Origin of the sequence: Nocardia sp. NPDC058244, assembly GCF_042882065.1 — a bacterium.
Lineage (GTDB): Bacteria > Actinomycetota > Actinomycetes > Mycobacteriales > Mycobacteriaceae > Nocardia.
This window is the reverse complement of record NZ_JBHVWX010000006.1, coordinates 543,297-564,130: the sequence shown is the minus strand read 5'-3', so window position 1 is coordinate 564,130 and position 20,834 is coordinate 543,297. Positions and strand designations below refer to the sequence as shown.

Genomic DNA, 20,834 nt, shown 5'->3' with positions numbered 1-20,834 from the left:
GCATTGCCCTAGCCTCCCGGGAGCCCGGCCTGGAGGCCATCGCCGGATTCATCACCGCGCTATCAGTGGACTGCCACGGAGATCACCGCCCAGGCCTGTAAGGCCTTGCTAGCCGACCTGAGTAGCTACCGCTTGATCTCATCGAAGTAGTTCTTGAACGAGTCGGTAAGGCTCACCAGGATGGCTTCGCCCTTATCCGCCGTTGCTGCTGATGGAAGACCGATGATGCCTGTCGATGTGTAGGCGGCCATTCCCTTCAGGAGGAAGTGGCGGCGATCCGAGGCGAGGTGGTCTGCGTCGCGGTAGGAGTCGCCAACCAGCTCCGGTCGGGAGTGCAGCAGTATCGAGGTTTCGAGCTCGCCGCCGTGCATGTCATCGTGGATGCTGCTCACCATCCCGGCCTCCAACCGGGCTGTTTCCCAGTCCGCTCGTCCGGGATAGAGGACCACGTGGCGGCCGTCAACGTTGGCTTGGGCGGCGATGTTGGACAGGACGTAGTTCCCGCCGTGCGCGTTGACGATGACCAGGGTGGTGATCCCGCTCCTGGTGAGAGAGGCGCGGATGTCAGCGATCAGCGCGATCAGGGTGGACGCGCTGATGCTGACGGTCCCCGGGAAGGCTTCGTGTTCGTGGCTGGCCGAGATCGTGATCGGTGGCAGCAGCATGAGGTCGTAGCGGTCGGCGATCTGCTCGGCGATCAGGCACGCGATGGCGGTGTCGGTGATCAACGGCAGATGGTCACCGTGTTGTTCGAAGCTCCCGACAGGCAGGACAGCGACCGTTGCGCCGACACGAGCGACGTCGGTCGAGGTGGCGGTCGTGATCAGCTCCACTCGAACTCCTCATCAGGGGCTGCCGGGGCGACACGGGCGGTCGCCATGTGCTCGCGCAGCATAGCCGCGAAGGCTTGCGTGTGGCCGCGGTGTCGACGTTGATGCAGGGCGACACCAACCTGTTGGAGCTGCCGAACGGTCCTGTGCGACCCGGTATCGGCGTGGATCTTCAGCGCATGCTGCGCGACGTCAAGAGCTTCATCAGGTTGGCCATTGCCAGCGTACGCGGTGGCCAGGCGAGCAAATCCCATCCCGAGGTCGCGGTTGCTACCCGGAGCCCAGTCGGCCAATCCCGTCTCGAGGGTCGTCAACGCCCGTTCGGGGCGCCCGAGCTGCACCCAGCAATGTGCAGCTTCCATGGCGACGTATCCGGCGGTGCAGTACTGCGCCAGGTCGTTGTCGTCGGGACTGCCCGCGGTAGCGAAGTCGGCTGCTTCGGCCAGCGCGTCCACGCACGTTCGTCGGTCTCCTCGGCTGCCTGTCGTCAAGGTCCGTTGGGCGTAGGCGTGGCCTTTCTGTCGTAGCAGCACCGATCGTTGCTGGGAGGACAGGCGTGTGGTGTCGGCCAGCGCTGCCTCGACCCGGTCGACCGCGACGACGGTGTTGCCGGCGTCGCCGGCGATGTTGGATTGGCGCATCAGCACGTAGGCCCGCAGTTGGGGATCGCCGCACTCATTCGCGCGCGCAAGCGCCTGGGCGGACCATTTCATCGCTGTGTGCAGGTTCCCGGCGTCTTGGTGGAGCCAGCCGAGGAATTCGGCGAATCGCCCGGATGCGTATTGCAGCTGTGATCGGCCTTCGATGCGGCGTTGCACGGCGGAATCGATAGCTGCCAGCTGGTTTTCGACGATGTCGAGCAGATCGTGGGGCCCGGCGAGCATGTCCAGTGCCGCGTAGTTGTTCAGTGTCGCAAGCAGTGTCTGTGCCAGTGGCGCCTCCGTTCTGGCGCTCATCGCGGGCACGGTTTTCCCGTTGGGAAGGCGTACCGCCGCAATGCCGGTGTCTGTGGCGACTTCTCTTGGCTTCTGCCCGTGCGGATCTGGCCACAGAAGCGGTTCGGGGATCCCCAGGATGTGGGCGATGTCGGTCCAGGCCTGGTGATCGAGGTGGGCGCGCTGGTTTTCGAGCCTGCACAGCCGGGCTTGGGACAGACCCAGCCAGCCGGCCAATTCGGTCTGAGGCAGTGGCCGGTGCCCGTGGGCTGGGTGATGCCGATAGGCCGCGAGAACCTGACCGATCTGCTCGCTACGCAGGGCATCCCTGAGCGCGCCGACCCACCACTGCGCAGTCGGTATCCGCGTCGAGTACGCGGCGCGGGCGCACTCGACGCACAACACGGTTTTGCCGATACCGACCGCAGGTCCTCGACACCGTACGCAGTCACGGTGGCCGGGCGATGACGCCATCGGCTCACCCTATCCGCCGAATCGGCCCGCCGTGAATTGAACCTATTCACTCGAGCCCTTCAGCGCATCGAATCTGCCGTCCACCATAGGAATCAGCACTCGAGCGAGATACCGGTCCGGCCTTGGCCGGCTGCCTCGCCGGGGGGTGTCGGAATGCCCGACGCATCTCCGTGGATGGGTGGCCAGAGCAATCACGGAAGGCAATTCGAGATGTCGAACACCGGAACTGTGAAGTGGTTCAGCGCCGAGAAGGGATTCGGATTCATCGCCCGCAGCGACGGACCCGACATCTTCGTCCACTACTCCGGCATCCTCGGGCAGGGATTCCGGAGCCTGTCCGACAACGATCGGGTTCACTTCGACATCGCCGAAGGCGAACGGGGCCCGCAAGCGATCAAGGTCCGCTTGGCCAGCGCCACGACCATCGCCCCGATCGAGTCGACCGCTGCGCGCCGTCGGCAGCGCGAAGGCCACTCGAGTTCGACCGACTGAGTGCCGAATTGGCGCGCAGTCGGGAGCTACAACAGGTTGTGGACGCGGTGTGGACATCGAATCCGTAGGCCGCGGCTGATGGCGCTGGTTACCTGAGAAGAACACGTCAATCGCGCACAAGATTGGGGGTCGACAGCGGTGCGGAATCGAACACACCACGAGCTCATAGCGATCCTGCGCAGTTTCGCCCGCCACGGACCAGAGCCTCTGGAAGCCGTTGTCGCAGAACTCAAGGCCGAGGAAGCAGACCGGCCGAGTCGACGTAATTCACGGCGCCGTTCCGCAGCCGTGGACAAGGCCCTGGCCGCGGTCACCAACCCTCGATCAGACCTCAGATTTCCGGCCTGGATCGCGATCTCCCACCTCGTACGTGGAGGCAACCAATGAATGCCAATTCTGGCCGAACCGCGCTGATCGACGCTCCCCCTCCCTACCTTCCGGTCACAGCCGAGGCCGCGTCGGCGGGCCTGGACTTGGTCGGTGTCTCGGTGGCGGCCCGGTGCGCCTACTACCAGCTGGTGTGCCAACTGCCAGCGGTCCTCGATCCGGACTCCGGCCAGATCATCGTCAGCGCGGGCCGGGTCCAGGCGGTGATGATGCCGTCGGCCCTCGGTCATCGCGTGCGCACCGAATTGGACCGGACCGACGCCGACAGCGGACCGATCGTGTCCCACCCCAAGTCGAGGTCGTGGACATTCATCACCACGGCCGACCTCCAGATCGACGAACTCCCCGACGCCACGCTGCTCTGGGTCAACAACGTCGTCGTCCTCGCCTCCGGCATTCGGATCGGGCTCCCGACACCGACCGCCATCGGCGCGGCACCGTGCCGGGAGTGGCAGACGCCCCCATCCAGTCCGCAACGGCCCACGACCACGACCGTCCTCGACGCGGTCCGGGCCTGCGTGAAGGGTGGTGAACACCGATGACGACTACCCGATTTCTGTCCGTGGACAAAGTGATTCACCGCGCCAGCATCTACCGCAACGCCTGCGGACTCGACGTCTTCGTCCGCGAATCCACCGGCCAGATCGTGCTGCGGACCGGCACGGTCGGCGCCATCGAGCTGCCGTGCGATGTCGGGCACCGGGTCATCGACGCGCTGGCCTGGCCGGGCCCGGTCATCGTGCACACCGACACCGAGCAGCCCACGGTGACGATCCTGACCGGTCCCGTACCCACCCACCTGCGCAGCGGCGCGAGCTTCGCGGCACTGTCCGCGATCGGCGCGGTGCTCGTTCCCGACGGTGACGAGGTGCTGGTGCCCTCGCCACGAGATCCCGCCCGGCGTTGGCTACCGCACGAACCACTGGATCCGTACCGGCCCTCCGCCGAGGTCGTGCTCGCCACGATCTCGGGGTGCCGGTAGGACCCGCGCAGGTGCGCGATGCCGCAGTCGCGATCACCGCGCCCGGACGAACCCGACACCCATCTGCGGGTGATCAGCGCCGGGCTGGTGGTCGACTTCCGCGGCTGCCGCACCGCAGTGCGGAACTTCTTGCGTGACTGGCTTTCCCATCCCCATCCGTCCATCACCGTCGCCGAGATCAGGGACGGACTCCTCCCGATCGACCGAATGCCTTGCGAGGAACTGTGGCTATACCCATGATCGAAACCCCTGCCGAGCGCGCCAACGCCTACCGACGCCTGGGCTGGCACGTCGTGCTCGACGGCCACGACCAGATCGTCCTGCCCGCCGACCAGGTCCACGGAATCCAGGTCAGCGCCGGCCTGGCGGAGGTGATTCTCGACCAGCTCCGCCAGCGCGGGGTCGTCACGCCGATCGTGGACAACGTCGCGACCGGCACACGCACCTTTCTGACCACCGCGCCCAAGCCCGACGACACTCGAACGGTCACCTTGTTCCCCCGAGAGTCGAGGGTGCAGGCGATTCGCACGGTACCCGGGTGCCCGATCCCGCTGCCCACCCCCGGCGATGACACCCGGGTATGGCGCGACGAACCTCGCCCCAGCCGCCTGGCGGAGTTCGAACTGCTGGTCAGGATCACTCTCGGCGCAGCTCGCGCCGTCCAGAAAGCGGCCTAGCAGTCCCCGAACGCACTGAACCGGCCGACCGATTCAGCTCGAGGGCACCGATCCGGGTGCCCGACCATGACAGTAAGGACAGAACACGATGGCCTACATGAGCTGGTACTCCCACTTCTCTACCGGGCTGGCGCAGTTGCAGCGCAGCCTGATCGACATCGAGACCGGCGTGACCCGCCAACGGGCCTGGGACCCGGAGCTGGTCATCGGCCTGGTCCAGACCGAGGACTACGCGCGAGCGGTCCTTTCGGCCTGCGTCGAGGTCCAAGGCGTGCCCAACGATGTGGAGGACACCGTCGCCGCGCGCATGCAGCGTCAGCTGATCCTCGACCGCGAACCCCACACCTTCGAATTCCTCATCGGCGAGTGGGCACTGCACCGCACCGTCGGCTCCGCCGAGGTGATGATCGCGCAGATCAAAGCGCTGATCGACGACCTCGACTCACGCCCTAACCTGCGCATCGGGATCGTTCCCCTCAACACCGAATTCCGCTCGCCCGCGAGCGCTTTCGTCATCCACGACAGCACGGCGGTCGAAATCGAGACCGTCACCGGCGAAGTCATCGCCGCCAGCCCCGACGACATCGCACTCGCCGAACGAACCTTCGCCCTGCTGCAGAACCAGGCCGTCTACGGCGACGACGCGCGCGTCGTGCTCACCCGAGCACTGGCCACCCACGCCGACCACTGACCCACCCGTGTTCGGTCGGCCGCATCCCCCGCCGACCGAACATGGTTGATCCATCGGCCCGCACCTGATCTCGGGCGCGGGGCGTTTCCGCTAGGAGCTGCCATGACTTGCACTGTGTTCGAGCAGGATTCACCGCTGCCCACGGGTACGGCGATCCTGGGCTCGGTCCTGGGCTGGAGCACCGACGCCGAGCGCAGCGACCCGATCCTGGCCGCCGCCGCCGAGCTGGTCGAGCTCGCCCGCGCCCAGGCACAGGTCGGCGAGCCGCTCCGAGCGGCCCGCGTCGAGCAGATGCGCCGTATCGACGCCGCGGTCTCCGAGGCGCTACCGGTTCCGTCCTCTCAGACGCCGCCGCACACCGAAACCATCGGGATGGCCGTGGCACGCATGGCCGACTACGCCGCCCGCCTCGACCAAGACCACACCCCGACCAGCCTGATCATGACGTGGGGTCCACTTTACGAGCTGGCGCGAGCTCTCGACGGCGTCATCACCGACCTCATCACCGGCCGCCGACGGGTCCCGCTCAGTATCTGGTGGGCCGGGTTCGGCGCCGTCGTCCCGGCGCCGGAGCACCCATGACGGCCCGCCGTGTGGCCATGGCGCTGGCCGGCAGCGTGGCGTTGATCGCCGTCGCCGCGCCCGTCGCCGCGCCCGTCGGCGCCGCACCGACCACCAGCCCGATCCCGGCTCCGGCGGTGTCGACGGCGCTGTCAATCACGGCCTGTCCAGCGCTGTACGCGTTCGGGCTGCAGGGCACCGGGGAGTCCTCCCCGGATGCCGCGCCGACCACTGATACCGGGATGCTGTCGCTGGTGATGCGGGCGATGATGGCCGCCGCACCCGAGCGTGGCCTGGTCGACCGTGCCTACGTGCCCTACCCGGCGGGTTTCGGCGGCGCGGTCGGTGCCTCGGTCACCCCGTACACCGAGTCGGTCGCCACCGGTGTCCTGCGGCTGGAATCGATGATCCGTCAGGTCCATACGGCGTGCCCGCGGACCAGGCTCGCGATCGTCGGCTATTCCCAGGGCGCCCACGTCGCCTCGATCACCGCCCAAGACATCGGCGCCGGAACCGGGGTCGTCGCCCCGGAGGTCGTCGCGGCGGTCGTGTTGATGGCCGACCCGACCCGGACTCCGGGCGCTGGCCTGTTCCCCGGCATCGAAGCCACCGCGCCCGCCCCGGCGCCGGGCACCACCGGCGCGCACCTGGCGCGGCTGCCCGCCGCGCCGATCCGGTCGGTAGCCTCCGGCGGCGGGATCGGACCGACCCGCGATATCGCCGCCGACTACGGCGCGGTGACCGGCCGGGTCGCGAACCTGTGCGTCGCAGGTGATCTGGCCTGCGATACCCCTGAGGGTTCGGCGATCCTGCGGGCCGCGGCCGGGGTCGCGTCGCAGTCGCTGCTGTCGACCGGTGACCCGATCGCCTCGCTGGTCTCGATCGGCCAAGCCTTGGCGTTCACCTCGATCAAAGCCGCGACCGCCGTGGTCGAGGAGGACGTCTCCGGGACGTCGCTGGCTGATGTGTCGGTGTCGCCGAGCAAGTCGATCTCCCAACGCCTGGCCGAGGCCTCAGACCCTCGAACTCCGGTGAATGTGAACACCGCGCTCGCTGCGGCGATGCGGGTCGGAACGATCGGGCTCAACGCCGTCAAGCTCGTCGCGGCGTCGATCCTGAACCCGGCCAACCTCACTCAGCTCGCCACCGTCGCGTTGAGCAACCCCGCGGCCGCGGTCGCGATGCTGGGAGCGAAGTTCACCACCACCGTCAACGACCTGATACCGCCGACCACCAGCGACCGGCTCGTCACGGCAGCCTTCGACGTCGTACGACGCGAGGTCGCCGACAACGAGGCGCTGCTCGACCTCACCACGTGGGTGCGATTGTGGGAAACCGGGATGCGCCACGACGCCTACTCCCACACAATCGGTGAAGGCCCCTCCCCCGCCGCGTGGGCCGGCGCCTGGCTGGCCGCCGCCGCCCACGACGCCGCTACCTCACCACCGGTCACCGGCCGCGCCACCACCGAGACGGCACGGCCACCAGCGACCACGCTGATGCCGGGGTCTTCGACCACGTCCACGATCCGCAGCGTGGACTTGCCCGCTCCCACCACCTCGCTGAGCCCCTCGCCGGTCGAGGTGGTGGGAGCACCCCAACTCGTCGCGCCACCCCCCCTACCAGCCGACCAGTCTCCCGGTCCGGCCTCCGCCGTTACAGCGGCGGGGCCGAGCCAACCCGGCATCAGCGGCGACGCGACAACGCCGCCGTCGACGCTCGTGCGCCAGCCCGGCATCACCACCGACACCGGTCCTTGATCCATCCGGCCCGTCACTACGAACACGAGAAGGATTTCGATGCATTCCCTCCTGCAGGCCAGCGCCGATCTGGTGGCGCAGTTGTCGAATCCGACACCGCAAGCACCACCGATGTCGGACAAGATCGTCCAGCTGGTGCGCTACTTCACCTGGTTCATCCTGCTCTCCGGGGTCATCGCCATCACCTATGCCGGTGGGAAGTTCGCGTGGGAGAAGTGGACCGGCGGCGGCCTGGAATCCCCGAAGATGATCGCCGGAGCCATGATCGGCGGCGCGGTCGCCACCAGCGCCGGAACCATCATGAACGCCATGATCGGCAACTGACCGTGACCCGCCCACCCCAGCCGGCCCGGATCTTGCGCAGCCTGCCCACCCCGCGATTCCCCGACGGGATCGCGCACTCGACGGTGGCCGGGTTGGCGTTCTCTCCCACCGCGACGGCGCTGGCCTACCTCAGTTTCCCGGCCACCGACCGAACGATGGCCCCGGAAACGCGAATGCGGGGCGCAAGGCTGGTTTGGGAGCTGTTCGTCCATCACGGTTTCCGTGATGGCGTCCAGGTGCAGTTCGTGACCGGGTTGAACCAGATTCGGCGACGCGCGCGCACGGTGGCCGCGTTCGACCCGCTCCCGCACCTGCGCCGCTACGAGCAGACCCGGGCCGTCGCGGCATTGACGACCCGTTGGGCACGCCGCCACTCCCGACGCCCCACAGCGCTGGCGTTGCTCGATCTGGCCGTCGACGTCTCCGGAGCACGCCGCGAACTCGTCGGGCTGCTCGCCCACTACGGCCTGCGCCCCCGACAGCTCAGCACGATCGGCACCGATCGCCTCGTACTGGTCGAAGCCATCGCCGCCGCCGCGCTCGGCGCCCGCCACCTCGGCCTCGCGACCTGGGCGGTCCTGGACATCGACACGCTGCTGGACCCGACCGATCCGAGCAGAGCCACACTGCCGCAACCGATTCGACGGCTACCTCCGCGATCCGCCATGCCCAGGCTTGCGCGACCTTCGTCACCGTGACATCCCAACCACACCCATTCGCACCGAATCTTCAGGGGGCCAATCATGTTGCTCGACTTCGATCCATCCACCGCGCAGGAATTCGTGACGGTGACCCGAACCCAGGTCGTCGGTGACCTCGCCGCCGCCGCCCAGTCCACGACATCCGCAGCGGCGGTGGTTCCGGGGCTCGGGCTGATCGGCGCCGACTTCCGCACCCGGCTGATCGCGGCGATGAACGACCACGCCACCCACTTGGACGGGTGCGCGATCACGGTCCAGAGTCAGGCCGGGCACGTCGAGGTCTGCCACGCCACGCTGATCGGGCACGACCAGCAGCTCGCCGCCACCCTCTCCGCCGTCGATCAGGAGGCGTGATGGTCACCCGCACCAAACCCTCCACCGCCACGGCGGCACCGGATCCGGACGCGATCATCGCCTACCTGTCGAAACCGATCACCGAGCTGCGGGCCGCGTTCGACGGCACCGGCGAATCCACCGCCGCGGTCACACTGCTCACCACCGCTATCAGCCAACTCGACTCCACCGAAGCCCCGTACGCGGTGACCGCGTCGGATCTCGAGGCGACCTGGACGTCGGCGGCCGCGGATGCCGCGATCCCGGCGATCCGCGGCACCCGAGCCCAGATCGTCGACAGCAGTGCCGATTCCGGGGACTTCGCGACGCTGATCGACGCCGCCGTCGGCACCAACACCGCCGCCGCGGCCGCGCTGGATGCCGAGCTCGACGACTTCGCGACCCGGGCCCACCAGGTCCTGAAGGTCTCGCCCAACGACAAGGGCGTCACGCAGGTGATCGACCTCGCCCGCGAAATGTATAGCAACGCCCTGTCGACCGTGCAGGGCGCGCAGGCCGACTACGACACCTACAGCAGCAAGCTCGGCGAGAAGTACACGACGCCGAAGTCGAGCCTGGGCACCGGCGGCGGCCCTTCCACCGGCGACCCGTCGCTGACCACCGACGACGACAGCTCCGACCCTGCCACGACCGGTTCGGACACCACCTTCGCGACCGATACGACGACGACGTCGACCGATCCGGTGATCGCGATGCAACAAGCCCTCGGTACCGCTGCGATCGACGCCGCGGCCACCGTCGGCACCCAGCTGATCACCTCCGGCGCCGAGGTCCTGACCACCCTGATCACCGAAGGTGCCGGGGTCGCCACCCACGCCATCGACACCCTCGGGACCGAGGCCGGAGACACCCTCACCGCCGCCCTGACCGGCAACACCAACGGCGACGGCGCGGCCACCACACCGGCAGCCACCGGCACCAGCACGGGCAGCCCCACGAATCCCAGCAATACGCCGACCGGCACGCCGGTCATCAACTTCGGCACCTCCGACAAGCCGACCGGGACCGGAACGAACACCGGCGGCGCCCCGGCCACCGCGCCCAAGCCCGACACCGCCGCGGTCCCGGGCACGGCCGAGCAGAAACCGGCGGCTCCGGCCGGGTCCGGCGGCACCACCCAGCCAGGGGTCGTGCCGAACACCGCGGGCGCGCCGACGACCGCGGTGGTCCCACCGGCAGGCGGGCAGGCCGCCGCTGGGGCCGATGGGGAGCACAAGCCGCGCGCACAAGCGGGGATGACGGGCACGGCCTCGACCGGCACAGACCCCGCGGGCGCGGTCGTTCCGGTGATCGGGGCGGTCCCGTCATGACCGACAGTCCGCTGGATCTGCGCCACTACACCCCACCGGCCACCGATGACGACGACCGCTTCGACGACGACCGCCAGCCGTCCGACGACCGCTGGGGCGCCGACGATGACGCTGGGTGGGTCGGGGATTGGTCGGACTGGAGCCAACCCAGCGACCGCACCGGCGACCACGATCAGCCCGCCGCGTCACCAGGGTTCCGGCAGGTCGGCCGCAACTTCCCCGATACTCGCCCCGAGCGCGGCCCTGGGCGAGTCCTCGCCGGACTCGCCGCCGCCTTCGGCGTCATCCTTCTCGGCCTGGTCGTGGTCCTGACCGTGTTGCCCGACACCGACCAGTCCTCCGCCGAGCCGACGACGACGCTGCTGCTGCCTGCGCCGCTGACCGTGCCCGCCCTCGCGCCGACCACCGCGCCTGAACACGCGATCACCGACTGCCCACACAAACGCACCACCGCGCTGGCCTCCGGCGCCGACCCTGGTGACACGACCAGCGCGGTCTCGGTGATCTTCGCGTTGCAGCACGCCTACTACGTCGACCGCTCCGGGACCAAGGCCCGCGAATTCGTCACCCCGGACGCGAAAGTTCCTCCGGCGGAGGAGATTCAAGGCGGGATCGACACCGTGCCGGTGGGGACGCGCTATTGCGTGTCGATCGCGCCGACCTCCCCGGCCCGCTGGCAGGTCCACGTCCGTGAACAACGCCCCGGGCAGTTACCGGAGTTGTTGGCGACCTTGATCATCCACACTGCCACCGAGCCCGACGGCACCAGCAAGATCACCGCCATCAGCGAGGGCCCATAGATGGCCGACACCCCAGCGCCGACCGACCGCGGCGCGCACCCCGGCGTCTTCGTGGATCAGGGGCGACCGAACCCGGCACGGGTCTTCAGCGCGCTGTTGGGCGGGAAGGACACCTATAGCAGCGACCAGATCATCGCGCAGCGACTACTCGCCATCAACACGTTCCGGGTCGCGATCGTCGAGGCTCGCTTGTTCCTGTTGCGCGCGGTCGAACACCTGGTCGGTGACCACGGCGTCACCCAGATCGTCGAGCTCGGATGCGGCTACCCGAACGATCCCACCGTGCACGAGGTCGCCCGCAACCAAACCCCGACCGCGCGCACCGTATACGTCGACCACGACCCAATTGTCGCCGGCCACGCCCGCGCCCTGATGACTGGAGCCGGCGCCGTGTTCGTCGACGCCGACCTGACCGACCCCACCGATGTCCTGGAACGGATCGGGTCGGTGCTGGAACCGGGGTTGCCGACCGCGGTGTGCTTGTCCGGGACCGCCGAGTTCCTCCCCGACGCACCTGCCATCGTCGCGTCGCTGACCAGTCTGCTCCCGGACGGGACCTGGCTGGTGTTCACCCAGACCGCCGCCGACCTGCGGGTACACGAGATCGACTCGGCGGTAGCGATCTGGGCGTCGGCCGGGATCAGCTACCGCCCACGCGAGCGTGAGCAGGTCGAGCAGATGCTGGCGCCGCTACGCCTGCTCGAGCCCGGAGTGTTGACCGCGGATCTGTGGCGCCCCGACCTAGACATCGTTGGAGTCGAGGACGGTTCGCAGGTGTGGCCGAAGCCGGTGGTGTGCTGCTACGCCGCGGTGGGCCAGCTACGTCGCCGGTGAACTGGATACGATCAGCATGGTTCACCGGCATCCACCCGTCGCGACCGCACTGGAAGGGCACCTGTCTTGGACGACGACACCGTCCCCTATACCGACGCCCAGCACCAGCAACTCGCTGACTGGCAGTCCTCACCGGAGTTCCGGGGCTGGCTGGCCGACGAACCTGCCGAGCTGGCCCGACTGGTCACCCAAACACCCGGACTGGCCGACCTCGAGGACCCGTGGTCGGCCGAAGGGCTGTTCTTCATCGAGGCGGCCGCGCTGGTCGCGTTCCCCGACATCACCGGATCGGCGAGCGCCGAGCAGCGGGCGCTGTTGGATCGGATGTCTCGCGGGATCGGCCACGTCTTCCTCGAAGCCTTCGGCGAGGGCAGGTGGGTGTGGGTGCAGACGCTGTTCGAGAACCCACCGGGCCCGGCGCTGGAAATCCCGCGCCAGCCTGTCTGGATCGAGCCGGAAACCCTTCTGCTTCTGGCGCTGTCGCAGCGCGACGGCACCACACTGGCAGGCTGCCTCGACCAAGCCCTCGCCGATCATCGCCACGACGGCCAGGGGTTCGACCGCACCTGATCACCGTGGCGAGCCGGGCTCCGGTGAGGCTGCCCGGTGACCGGTCCCGGGGGCAGCGGCGACGAACATGACGTCGTCGGGCGTACCGATCGGGGCCTGACCCCGACCGGTGACACCTTTCACCGCGACTACGTGCTGGGCAAGATCCCCGACAACGCCTCTCCGTCGTCGATCGGCGCGGTGCGCGACCCGCAGAGCTGGCAGCGTCAGGTCGAGCAGTGGGGTGACCAGAAGACCCTGCACGACATGATGATGTACGGCCACCAGATCATGATGGGCCGCACCGCCGAGCAGGGCTGGCGCACCGAGCACGCCCGGCCGACCCCGTTCGGCACCCGCCGCCACGATGTCGCCCTGATCGCCGAGGTGTTCGGCAAACAGCGGGTCCTCACGACCACCGAATACAAGGCAGGGTCGGTCAATCGCGAGGACGGGCTCAAACAACTCCGCAAGGAAGACCACCTGCTCCGAACGGGCCAAACCCAGCAGGTCAGCGAGTACGTGATCCGCGCCGCCCGCCCGCCGCACCCGGACGTGATGCGTGAAGCCCAGCGTCTGGCGCAGGCCTATCCGACCAGGTTCAAGATCATCGCGTTGTCGGAGAAGGAGTTCGACAAAGCCGTCGAGCTCGGCCGGCCGATCGTGCGGGCGCTGGCGGTGGAACGGCTCGGCAAGGTCATCGAGCAGGTCGGCCGCACACCTGAGCTCACCGCCGCGTTCCGTGCGCTGCGCGGGGCCGGGCGCGCGATCGACCAGGCCAAACGTCGAGGCACGCCGCTCGGGCTGCACAAGCTGCTCGGTGTCCGCGACAAGCTGGCCAACCTGATCGAGCTCGATCAGCAGCAAACCCAGCAGATCGACAAGACCGCACGCGAGCAAGCAGGACTCGGGTTACGCGACAGCCTCGTCGTCGAACACGCCCAAGCGCACAAACGCCAGCAGCGCCTCGAGGCGATGACCAGAATGCTCTCGCGCGTCGACCAGGAAATCGTCGGCACCGCCACCCGGAAGGTCGCCGCCGAGGTACCCCTGCGCGACCGCAGGAACCTGCGAAAACAACTCCAGTGGATCCGGGCCCGCGACGTCGGTGAAGGCCGCTCGCGCAACCTGGCCGTCCGGATCCGCGAGTTTGTCACGGTCACCGCGGAACTGGGTGCCCACTACCGGGAAGAACGCGAGCAGGAGCAGCAAGCCCTCGCACGGCTGGTCCCCGCCCGATACCGTGACGCCGCCACCAAAGCCCTCGAACAACGACGCAGCACCCACGACCGCGATCTGGTCGCGGACCTGACGCGCACCGCCGACCACACCAACGCGCTGCCGCCGCCGAAGACTCCCGAACAAATCCGGGCCGAGGAACGCGCCCGCGCGGCACGCCAGGCCAAGGCCCTCCAGAAAGACCAGCTACTCACCCGCATTGTCGACGACCACAACAAACGCGTGGAACAGGCCGCTCGCGAGCAAGCGCAGCAGCTGCGCAGCCAGGACCCCGCCACCGCGGCGCGAACGACCCGGCAGGTCGAACGCGCGGCGGCGGCGCTGAGCCTGGACAAACAGACCCTGGCCAAGCAGGTCGACCCGCGCGCGATCCAGGGCCTGCTGCAGGGGCAGGCCCGATGGGATCGTGGCACCCAGGCTTACACCCTCGAAGTCGGCCCCAACGAGAAGCTCTACTTCGGCCCTAACAGCTTCGAGGCCTACTACGCCGACCAGATCCGCGAAGTCGAACGCGGACAAGACCTGGGCGTGGTGGAAACCAACCAGCTGCTCAAGATGTCCAGCCGCGGCCACGACCTCGCCGACTCCCTCGACAAACTCGAACGCGACCGCGCCGAGGTCGAGAACAAGCAGCGCGAGGCACGCGAGCGCGGCACCCAATTCCGAACGACCGGACCAGAACGACAAGAACGCGGCCGAGGCCAGGAACGAGGGCGGTGACCAGGGCGTCGGCGCCCACTGTCTCAGCTCCGTCGCGCTGCGGGGCACTGCATCGGAAATAGTCGAGCCGACCGGTTGGAATGTGTTGTGGGATAGCCATTCCTCGGTGCCGCTCCGGCCCGTATGCCGTTCCGAAAGGGGCACCCTCGCAATCACCTGAGAATCAGGCAGGACGGTGGCAGGCTACCGGGCAGCGACGTAGTCTCGAAGTCGATCTCCGGAGCCGAAACTTCCTGTCCCAGAATATTTCTCGGTCGTTTGCACAACTAATCGAACTCTGGTCATGTGGAAGCGGCGGGCTCCGATCGCACATCCCTGTCCTGAATATGCAGGCATCTATCTTGCGAGGTGGTCCAGATGTTTCACAGATTGGCGGAATGGATCGAGAAGGGCTCAGTTGCCATCTATTACGGCGGTGGACTAAAGGTGGAATCAATCATTATCGATCTGGTTCCACTGAAGCCGCTGCTGCCGGTGATCAACTTGATACCGTTCTGATGACCCCGGACAACGGCGAGGCCACGGCGGAGTCGAGCCCGACCGAATCCAGTCGTTCCCGGCAGCGAAACGAACTCCTGGCCCTGGGCGGGGCGATGGCGCTAGTTTCCGCTCTGGTCGGCATCGGTGCCCACCGGTGGGCAGAACAGCACGCCACGCCGCTCCCACCTGCCCCTGCCGTTGATGACGATCCGCACCTCCCGCCGGTGTCGAGCCAGGACCGCGATCGCTCCGTCGAGATGAACGACTGGATCGACACCGAGACCACCGATCGCTCGATACGCATCGCGGTGTCGACGGCCGCGTTGACGGTGGCGACACTGGCTCTGTTCGGGGCCATCTGGTGGGCAAGCCCCGACACGTTCGCCGCCGACAAACGCAACTTCTTCGGCTCCGGATTGTCGAGCAAAGACGTCCTGGCCGCCGTCATCGCGATCGTCGCGACGAACGCCACCATCAACATCGCCGTCGTCCTCGCCGCCGGGGCGGGCCGTCGCGCGGACTCGGGAACCGTGTTCGAATACTGGCAGCTGCGCATCGATACCGTCTCGCGTGGCTTGTCCATCGTCGCGCTGTACATGAGCATCGTCACCTGGTTCGTCATCCCCGTCGACGAGGACGTGCTGACCAAGGCCATCTCGGTGTTCTTCGCCTACCTGTGCGCGAGCATCAGTGTCGCGAACGTGCGCGTGCAGTCCATGTCCGCCGGGCGGTACTTCTCGACACTGCGCCAGCAAACGGGCATGAAGAAGATGAACGACCTCCTCGGCGATCTCGGCAGGCAGCACGGCGTGACACACCCGATCACCACCAGCTCGGGAACTCTGCGGTGGCGCATCGTCACCACCAGCATGCTGTACGCGCTGGCGGTGGCGGCTGCCACGATCGTGCTGATCAAAGTGATCCGTGTAGCGATCGGTGATGGCGTCTTTCAACTGGTGTGGCTGAATCTGGTGACGCTGACCATCCTGTTCGTGATCAACTCCGTCCTCCTGATCGGCGGGTCCTTCCTGCGCAGCTACGGCATCATCTCGTCCCGCGCGTCAACCTGGCCGGGAGGCCACACCGTCATCCGCAAGTTCATTCGAGTCAGCGGGGTTGTCGTCTCGCTCGTGTTCGCCGTGTCGGTTCTGCTGCTGGCAGAGCGCGGGTCCTTGCTGGCCGGGTCGGCGTTCAACTTCGAGATCATCTTCTTGTACCTGTGGCTCTACGACCCCGCGCTCTCGACCAGCAACCGGTTCGGGCGGTTCCTCTCCCGGCGCTACGCGGCGATCAACCGCTACGTCGCGCTCGCAGTCGAAGACAGGATCACTCGAGTACTCGGCGGCACACCGACGCCCTAGCCGCGGGCGCAGGCCCCTGCGATCAACCGGGAATCAGAAGTTGGCTAGGCGCGTGACGGCACTGCGACCGTGAACAGATCACCCTCGCTGTTGGCTTTACTCCCCTTCCAGGACACGGTCAACGCGAGAGGCCTGTGTCGGTCCGGCCGCCGGAATCCCGCACGCGCTTCGACGGAAATACCGACGCCAGCGTGGCCGCCGCCCATCCGCCGGTACTCGATACCGCGTTCATCACGAAGGCCGAAGAGGACGTAGTCAGCCAAGGGCTCGGTGAGGTTATCGGCCATCACGATGACCGTGTGCAGGGTGGCGGTTTCGGCGAACAGTGCGAGCGCGACCACGATGTGTCGGCTCTCGCTGATGTGGAAGGTGGTCGTCTCCGGGATCAGGACGGCTTCGAGTTCAACGACTTCGGGCGGCTCGGGCTGGCTCAACGCGACGCTCCTCGACCAGGTGGGTTCTCCGCGACCACCGGAGCCGCGGGTCGACGTTGGTGCCGCAGTACCGCACCGACCGGACCGCAGCCGCCATACAGCCGATCGGATGCAGCCACCCAGCGAGAGACGTTGCCCTCGCTTCTCAGCCGACGATCCGAGCCCATGGTCGCCGCGGATCTCGGGCTCAATCGAGGGCGGCTACGCCTCATCGACGAGAGCATCGATCACCTACCCCGGCCCGAACCCGTTGGTGTCACTGTGTCCTGGCCAAACGCTGGCGGGCGCGGCAACAGCGGGAGGGCAGAAGTCGGGCAGAACGCGGTCAGACCTGATGTCGACGCGATAGCCGCTTCGAACAAATCGCTGGCGCACGCCACCCGGCGTCCCCGCTGTTGAAGCGCGAAGCGCGGCGGAAGCCTGCTATTGCACATGATTGCCCATGCCGGGTGACGGTCGCCGGGTCGCCAACGGTGGAGCACCTCCGCGCCCGGGTTTTGCCGCGCACAGCGAGTCGTCCTGGCCGGCATCGCCGAGCCTTTGCGAGGTCGCCCTCATGTTGGGCATGCCGGTGGAGTCGCTAGCGACGTAGACCCGACAGGAGTCGCGAGCCAGTCAAGTTGGCCGTGCCGTAGCCCCATCGTGATGAGTTCGCTCGCCGTTCACTCGCCGGATGGTTCTCCGATCGTCGACGGCAACAGACATCTAGATGAATAGACCTAAGCACGACGAAAGGGCGACACCATGACGAGAGGCACGCCGACCAGGCGGCTAGAGATCGGCACCACCTACAACCTGCGCGATGTGGGCGGCTACACCGTCGACGGCGGAGGCACGACCAGGTGGGGGCGGTTGTTCCGCTCCGACCTGCCGCGTCTGGTTCCCTCGGAGGCAGAGGCCCTGCGGGTGTTGCGGCTGCGGACGGTGCTCGACCTCCGCGATGATGACGAGTACATCACCCGGCCCTCATCGTTCGGTGGAGTCGAGGTACAGCTGGTGCGCCGCCCGCTGGGTTTGCGCGCCCTGATTGACGGCCTCCCCGTCGACGACGCAGATCCACTCGGCACACTCTTCTGCACCGCAGCGCAGCAGCTGGGGCGGCAGATCGCTGCGGCGATTGCCGAGCTGGGCCGACCCGGCGCCCTGCCCACGCTGGTGCACTGCGCCGCCGGCAAGGACCGCACCGGGATCATCATCGCCCTGACACTGGGCAGCATCGGCGTGCCCGACGAGCAGATCGCCGCTGACTTCGCGCTCAGCTCCACCTACCTCACCAGCGAATTCTTCGCCGCAGAGGCCCGCACCACGGCCGGGCCACGCGAGGTCTACCGGCCCGCCCTCCGCGGTAGCGAGCCCGCTTCGATCCTCCGGCTGCTCGACGAGGTCCGCAACCAGGACGGCACCGTCCGCGACTACCTCCTGCGCCACGGCGCGACCACCACCGAGCTCGACGCCCTGCGCGCCGCGCTCATCGACTCGTCCGACCAGCACCAGCTCTGAGGAGCCCAACATGAAGATCGTCCAGATCACCGACACCCACCTGACCTACCGCGATGGGATCATCCGCGAAAACTTCGACCACATCGTCGAGCTCGTCAACGACCATCTGCGACCCGATCTCGTCGTGCACACCGGCGACATCGTCATCCTGGACCCCGATTCCGCCGCGGATCGCGAGCGAGCCCACGAGCTGATGAGCCGCTTCACCGCCCCCGTTCGGGTCGTCCCCGGTAACCATGACGTGGGCGAACCCGGCGAGAACCCGGGGATGGGCATTGGCGTCACCGACGAGCGGGTGGCCGCGTACGAGAAGGTCTGGGGACCTGGCCACTGGCGCCTCGACTTGGAGGGTTGGACCTTGCTCGGGCTCAACAGCGAGCTGTTGGGCTCTGGGCTCGAGCGGGAGTCTGTGCAGTGGCAGTGGTTGGAGGAGACCGTCGCCGCTGTGGCCGACGAACGCCCGGTGCTGGTGTTTCTGCACAAGCCGATATGGAGCGCCGTCGATGTTCCCACCGCCCACGCGCTGGACGTCGGCGATGCTCCGCGTGCGCGGCTGCTCGACCTGTTGGGGCGGGTAACGCTCAAGGGGGTCGGTAGTGGTCACCTGCACCGTTACCGCCGAACGGACCGTGATGGGGTCGTGGAGGTATGGGGGCCGTCGACGGCCTTCGTCGCCGGACCCGCCGGTGTGCACCTGCCCGCCGCACTGGAGCAACTGGGCGTCGTCGAGTACGACTGTGACGCCGAGGGTGTCCGTGTCGCCTTCCGTGCCCTGCCCGGCCTGGTCGACGTCACGCTGGCGCAGGTGCCCGAGTTCGCCGATGCGAGGGCCGAGATCGACGCCCGCGCCGGGGTGCCCGCCCGCGTCAGGACTCAGCGGGAGTCGGCATGAACGCGACCCGACCTTTCGAGGTGTACCGATGGCGATGATCCGACTCCGCAACCTCACCAAGCGGTTCGGCGAGGTGGCTGCGGTCTCCGGGGTCGACCTCGACATCGCTGGTGACGACTTTCTCGTGCTGCTCGGGCCGAGCGGGTGTGGCAAGACGACCCTGCTGCGGCTGATCGCCGGACTCGTCGAGCCCAGCGAGGGACAGATCATGGTCGGCGACCGCGACATCACCTTGCTCCCGCCACGCGATCGCGACCTGGCGATGGTGTTCCAGAGCTACGCGCTCTACCCGCACCTCACGGTCGAGCGCAACATCGGATTCGGGCTCAGCGTTCGTCGGATCCCGCGGGCCGATATCCGCCGCCGAGTGCGTGAGGTGGCAGGCCTGCTCGACCTGGAGGGGCTGCTGAACCGTCGGCCGAAGGAACTATCGGGTGGGCAGCGCCAGCGCGTGGCCTTGGGGCGCGCGATTGTGCGCGAGCCCAAGGCGTTCCTCATGGACGAACCTCTGTCCAACCTCGACGCCAAGCTGCGGGCCTCGACCCGTACCGAGCTGATCAAGCTGCACGCCCGGCTGGCCACGACGTTCATCTATGTCACCCACGATCAGATCGACGCAATGACGATGGCCACCCGGGTCGCGGTGATGAACGCCGGGCGCGTCGAGCAGGTCGGTACCCCGGTGCAGATCTACGACGAGCCGGCCACAGTGTTCGTTGCCGGGTTCATGGGCGCTCCGCCCATGAACCTTCTCAACGCCGAACTGCGCAGCGACGGCGGGCTTCTCAGCGTGCACGGCGATGGGGTGCGGGTGCCGCTCTGGCCCGGTGGTGAGCCGCCCCGGGACGTCGTGCTCGGGGTGCGGCCAGAGCACCTGCGTCCGGTTGCCGCCGACCATCACGGGCCGGTGCTGCACGGCCGAGTAGACCTCGTGGAGAACCTGGGCAGCGAGGAGGTCGCGGGCCTGTTGGTGGGCGATTGCCGGGTGGCTGTACGCGGCTCCCGACCGCTGGGCCTGCACCCCGGCGCCGAGGTCACCGTCTCGGCCGCACCGGAACGGTTCCACCTGTTCGACCGGACGACCGGCCGCCGACTGGTCTGGGCCGCACCGGAGTCCGCGGCCGCTGCGAACCGCGACCGGGTCCTCGCCGGTGCCGACCGTGACACCTGACCTTTTCCTGCGAGAAGTCTCGATGAAGTTGTCACCCCGCGAGCGCGGCCAGTGCAGCGGCGATGAACACCGTGCCGGAGATGTAGACCTCGAACAAGGCTTCCTTGGCCGGGACAAGGATCTCGCTCGACGCTGCCAGGATCGTGGTCTCGTCGTTGTCGGCCTCCTGCGACCACAGTGTGGCTCCGGTGTCTTCGACGACTGCTGCCCCATGGTGGGCTTTGCCAACGTCGACACCGGCGCACACTCGAACCCGCGTTGTGGCCACCCAGCACTCCTCGCTCGCCACGCAGGTTGTCCGAGGGGCCCCCAGTCGTCTCGGCGATCAGCGACCGCATGTCGCGCACTTATCTCAATCAGTAACCAGTGCACCCCG

The 20,834-nt window shown here is 67.8% G+C and carries 23 protein-coding genes and 1 pseudogene; 20 read left to right on the top strand and 4 right to left on the bottom strand.

Annotation, left to right across the window (positions count from 1 at the left end):
• Positions 1–125: 125 nt before the first annotated feature.
• Complete coding sequence (locus ACFVW6_RS22075; RefSeq protein ID WP_378830863.1) at positions 126–833, bottom strand: creatininase family protein; 708 nt, start codon at positions 831–833, stop codon at positions 126–128.
• Positions 824–2,170 (bottom strand): XRE family transcriptional regulator, encoded by a 1,347-nt coding sequence (locus tag ACFVW6_RS22070; protein WP_378830865.1) that lies wholly within the window; start codon positions 2,168–2,170, stop codon positions 824–826. The genes ACFVW6_RS22075 and ACFVW6_RS22070 overlap by 10 nt, the downstream gene beginning before the upstream one ends.
• A 279-nt stretch (positions 2,171–2,449) precedes the next feature.
• Here ACFVW6_RS22070 and ACFVW6_RS22065 point away from each other — a divergent pair.
• The 17 genes and pseudogenes from ACFVW6_RS22065 to ACFVW6_RS21985 form a co-directional block, all read left to right on the top strand.
• Positions 2,450–2,644: pseudogene (locus ACFVW6_RS22065) on the top strand (cold shock domain-containing protein); the annotation flags it as partial.
• 470 nt (positions 2,645–3,114) lie between these two features.
• A complete protein-coding gene (locus tag ACFVW6_RS22060; RefSeq protein WP_378830867.1) occupies positions 3,115–3,660 on the top strand; it encodes a DNA-directed RNA polymerase subunit beta in 546 nt (181 codons plus the stop codon).
• Between the two features lie 20 nt (positions 3,661–3,680).
• Positions 3,681–4,100 (top strand): hypothetical protein, encoded by a 420-nt coding sequence (locus tag ACFVW6_RS22055; RefSeq protein WP_378830870.1) that lies wholly within the window; start codon positions 3,681–3,683, stop codon positions 4,098–4,100.
• 236 nt (positions 4,101–4,336) lie between these two features.
• A complete protein-coding gene (locus ACFVW6_RS22050) occupies positions 4,337–4,777 on the top strand; it encodes a hypothetical protein (RefSeq protein ID WP_378830872.1) in 441 nt (146 codons plus the stop codon).
• Positions 4,778–4,874: 97 nt separating this feature from the next.
• Positions 4,875–5,468, top strand: coding sequence for a DUF5753 domain-containing protein (locus ACFVW6_RS22045; protein ID WP_378830874.1), 594 nt, complete (start codon positions 4,875–4,877; stop codon positions 5,466–5,468).
• A 102-nt stretch (positions 5,469–5,570) separates the two neighbouring features.
• Positions 5,571–6,050, top strand: a complete 480-nt coding sequence (locus ACFVW6_RS22040) for a hypothetical protein (protein ID WP_378830877.1) — start codon at positions 5,571–5,573, stop codon at positions 6,048–6,050.
• The gene (locus ACFVW6_RS22035) at positions 6,047–7,789 is read left to right on the top strand and encodes a cutinase family protein (RefSeq protein ID WP_378830879.1); all 1,743 of its coding nucleotides are present in this window, start codon (positions 6,047–6,049) and stop codon (positions 7,787–7,789) included. The genes ACFVW6_RS22040 and ACFVW6_RS22035 overlap by 4 nt, the downstream gene beginning before the upstream one ends.
• A gap of 39 nt (positions 7,790–7,828) precedes the next feature.
• Positions 7,829–8,113, top strand: coding sequence for a hypothetical protein (locus ACFVW6_RS22030; protein WP_378830882.1), 285 nt, complete (start codon positions 7,829–7,831; stop codon positions 8,111–8,113).
• A 2-nt stretch (positions 8,114–8,115) separates the two neighbouring features.
• On the top strand, positions 8,116–8,811 hold the full coding sequence (locus tag ACFVW6_RS22025; RefSeq protein ID WP_378830884.1) for a hypothetical protein: 696 nt from the start codon (positions 8,116–8,118) through the stop codon (positions 8,809–8,811).
• Between the two features lie 45 nt (positions 8,812–8,856).
• Entirely contained in the window at positions 8,857–9,168 is a 312-nt protein-coding gene (locus ACFVW6_RS22020; protein ID WP_378830886.1) for a hypothetical protein, read from the top strand.
• Entirely contained in the window at positions 9,168–10,478 is a 1,311-nt protein-coding gene (locus ACFVW6_RS22015; RefSeq protein ID WP_378830888.1) for a hypothetical protein, read from the top strand. The genes ACFVW6_RS22020 and ACFVW6_RS22015 overlap by 1 nt, the downstream gene beginning before the upstream one ends.
• Complete coding sequence (locus ACFVW6_RS22010) at positions 10,475–11,278, top strand: hypothetical protein (RefSeq protein ID WP_378830892.1); 804 nt, start codon at positions 10,475–10,477, stop codon at positions 11,276–11,278. Before ACFVW6_RS22015 ends, ACFVW6_RS22010 begins: the two co-directional genes overlap by 4 nt.
• Positions 11,279–12,112: an SAM-dependent methyltransferase gene (locus tag ACFVW6_RS22005; protein ID WP_378830894.1), complete on the top strand. Its 834-nt coding sequence runs from the start codon at positions 11,279–11,281 to the stop codon at positions 12,110–12,112. It abuts the gene before it with no gap.
• Between the two features lie 66 nt (positions 12,113–12,178).
• Positions 12,179–12,682: a hypothetical protein gene (locus ACFVW6_RS22000; RefSeq protein ID WP_378830896.1), complete on the top strand. Its 504-nt coding sequence runs from the start codon at positions 12,179–12,181 to the stop codon at positions 12,680–12,682.
• 36 nt (positions 12,683–12,718) lie between these two features.
• Complete coding sequence (locus ACFVW6_RS21995; RefSeq protein WP_378830899.1) at positions 12,719–14,620, top strand: hypothetical protein; 1,902 nt, start codon at positions 12,719–12,721, stop codon at positions 14,618–14,620.
• 357 nt (positions 14,621–14,977) lie between these two features.
• On the top strand, positions 14,978–15,118 hold the full coding sequence (locus ACFVW6_RS21990; protein WP_378830901.1) for a hypothetical protein: 141 nt from the start codon (positions 14,978–14,980) through the stop codon (positions 15,116–15,118).
• Complete coding sequence (locus ACFVW6_RS21985) at positions 15,118–16,461, top strand: hypothetical protein (protein WP_378830903.1); 1,344 nt, start codon at positions 15,118–15,120, stop codon at positions 16,459–16,461. The genes ACFVW6_RS21990 and ACFVW6_RS21985 overlap by 1 nt, the downstream gene beginning before the upstream one ends.
• Positions 16,462–16,505: 44 nt before the next feature.
• On the opposite strand, the gene ACFVW6_RS21980 is transcribed toward ACFVW6_RS21985, so the two are convergent.
• Entirely contained in the window at positions 16,506–16,895 is a 390-nt protein-coding gene (locus ACFVW6_RS21980) for a hypothetical protein (protein WP_378830906.1), read from the bottom strand.
• Between the two features lie 744 nt (positions 16,896–17,639).
• Here ACFVW6_RS21980 and ACFVW6_RS21975 point away from each other — a divergent pair.
• The 3 genes from ACFVW6_RS21975 to ACFVW6_RS21965 are packed head-to-tail and all read left to right on the top strand — an operon-like array spanning position 17,640 to position 20,458.
• On the top strand, positions 17,640–18,395 hold the full coding sequence (locus ACFVW6_RS21975; protein ID WP_378830908.1) for a tyrosine-protein phosphatase: 756 nt from the start codon (positions 17,640–17,642) through the stop codon (positions 18,393–18,395).
• A 10-nt stretch (positions 18,396–18,405) separates the two neighbouring features.
• Positions 18,406–19,287 (top strand): metallophosphoesterase family protein, encoded by an 882-nt coding sequence (locus ACFVW6_RS21970; protein WP_378830911.1) that lies wholly within the window; start codon positions 18,406–18,408, stop codon positions 19,285–19,287.
• Between the two features lie 28 nt (positions 19,288–19,315).
• Entirely contained in the window at positions 19,316–20,458 is a 1,143-nt protein-coding gene (locus ACFVW6_RS21965; protein WP_378830913.1) for an ABC transporter ATP-binding protein, read from the top strand.
• Between the two features lie 31 nt (positions 20,459–20,489).
• Here ACFVW6_RS21965 and ACFVW6_RS21960 read toward each other — a convergent pair whose 3' ends face one another.
• On the bottom strand, positions 20,490–20,726 hold the full coding sequence (locus tag ACFVW6_RS21960) for a hypothetical protein (protein WP_378830916.1): 237 nt from the start codon (positions 20,724–20,726) through the stop codon (positions 20,490–20,492).
• Positions 20,727–20,834 lie beyond the last annotated feature (108 nt).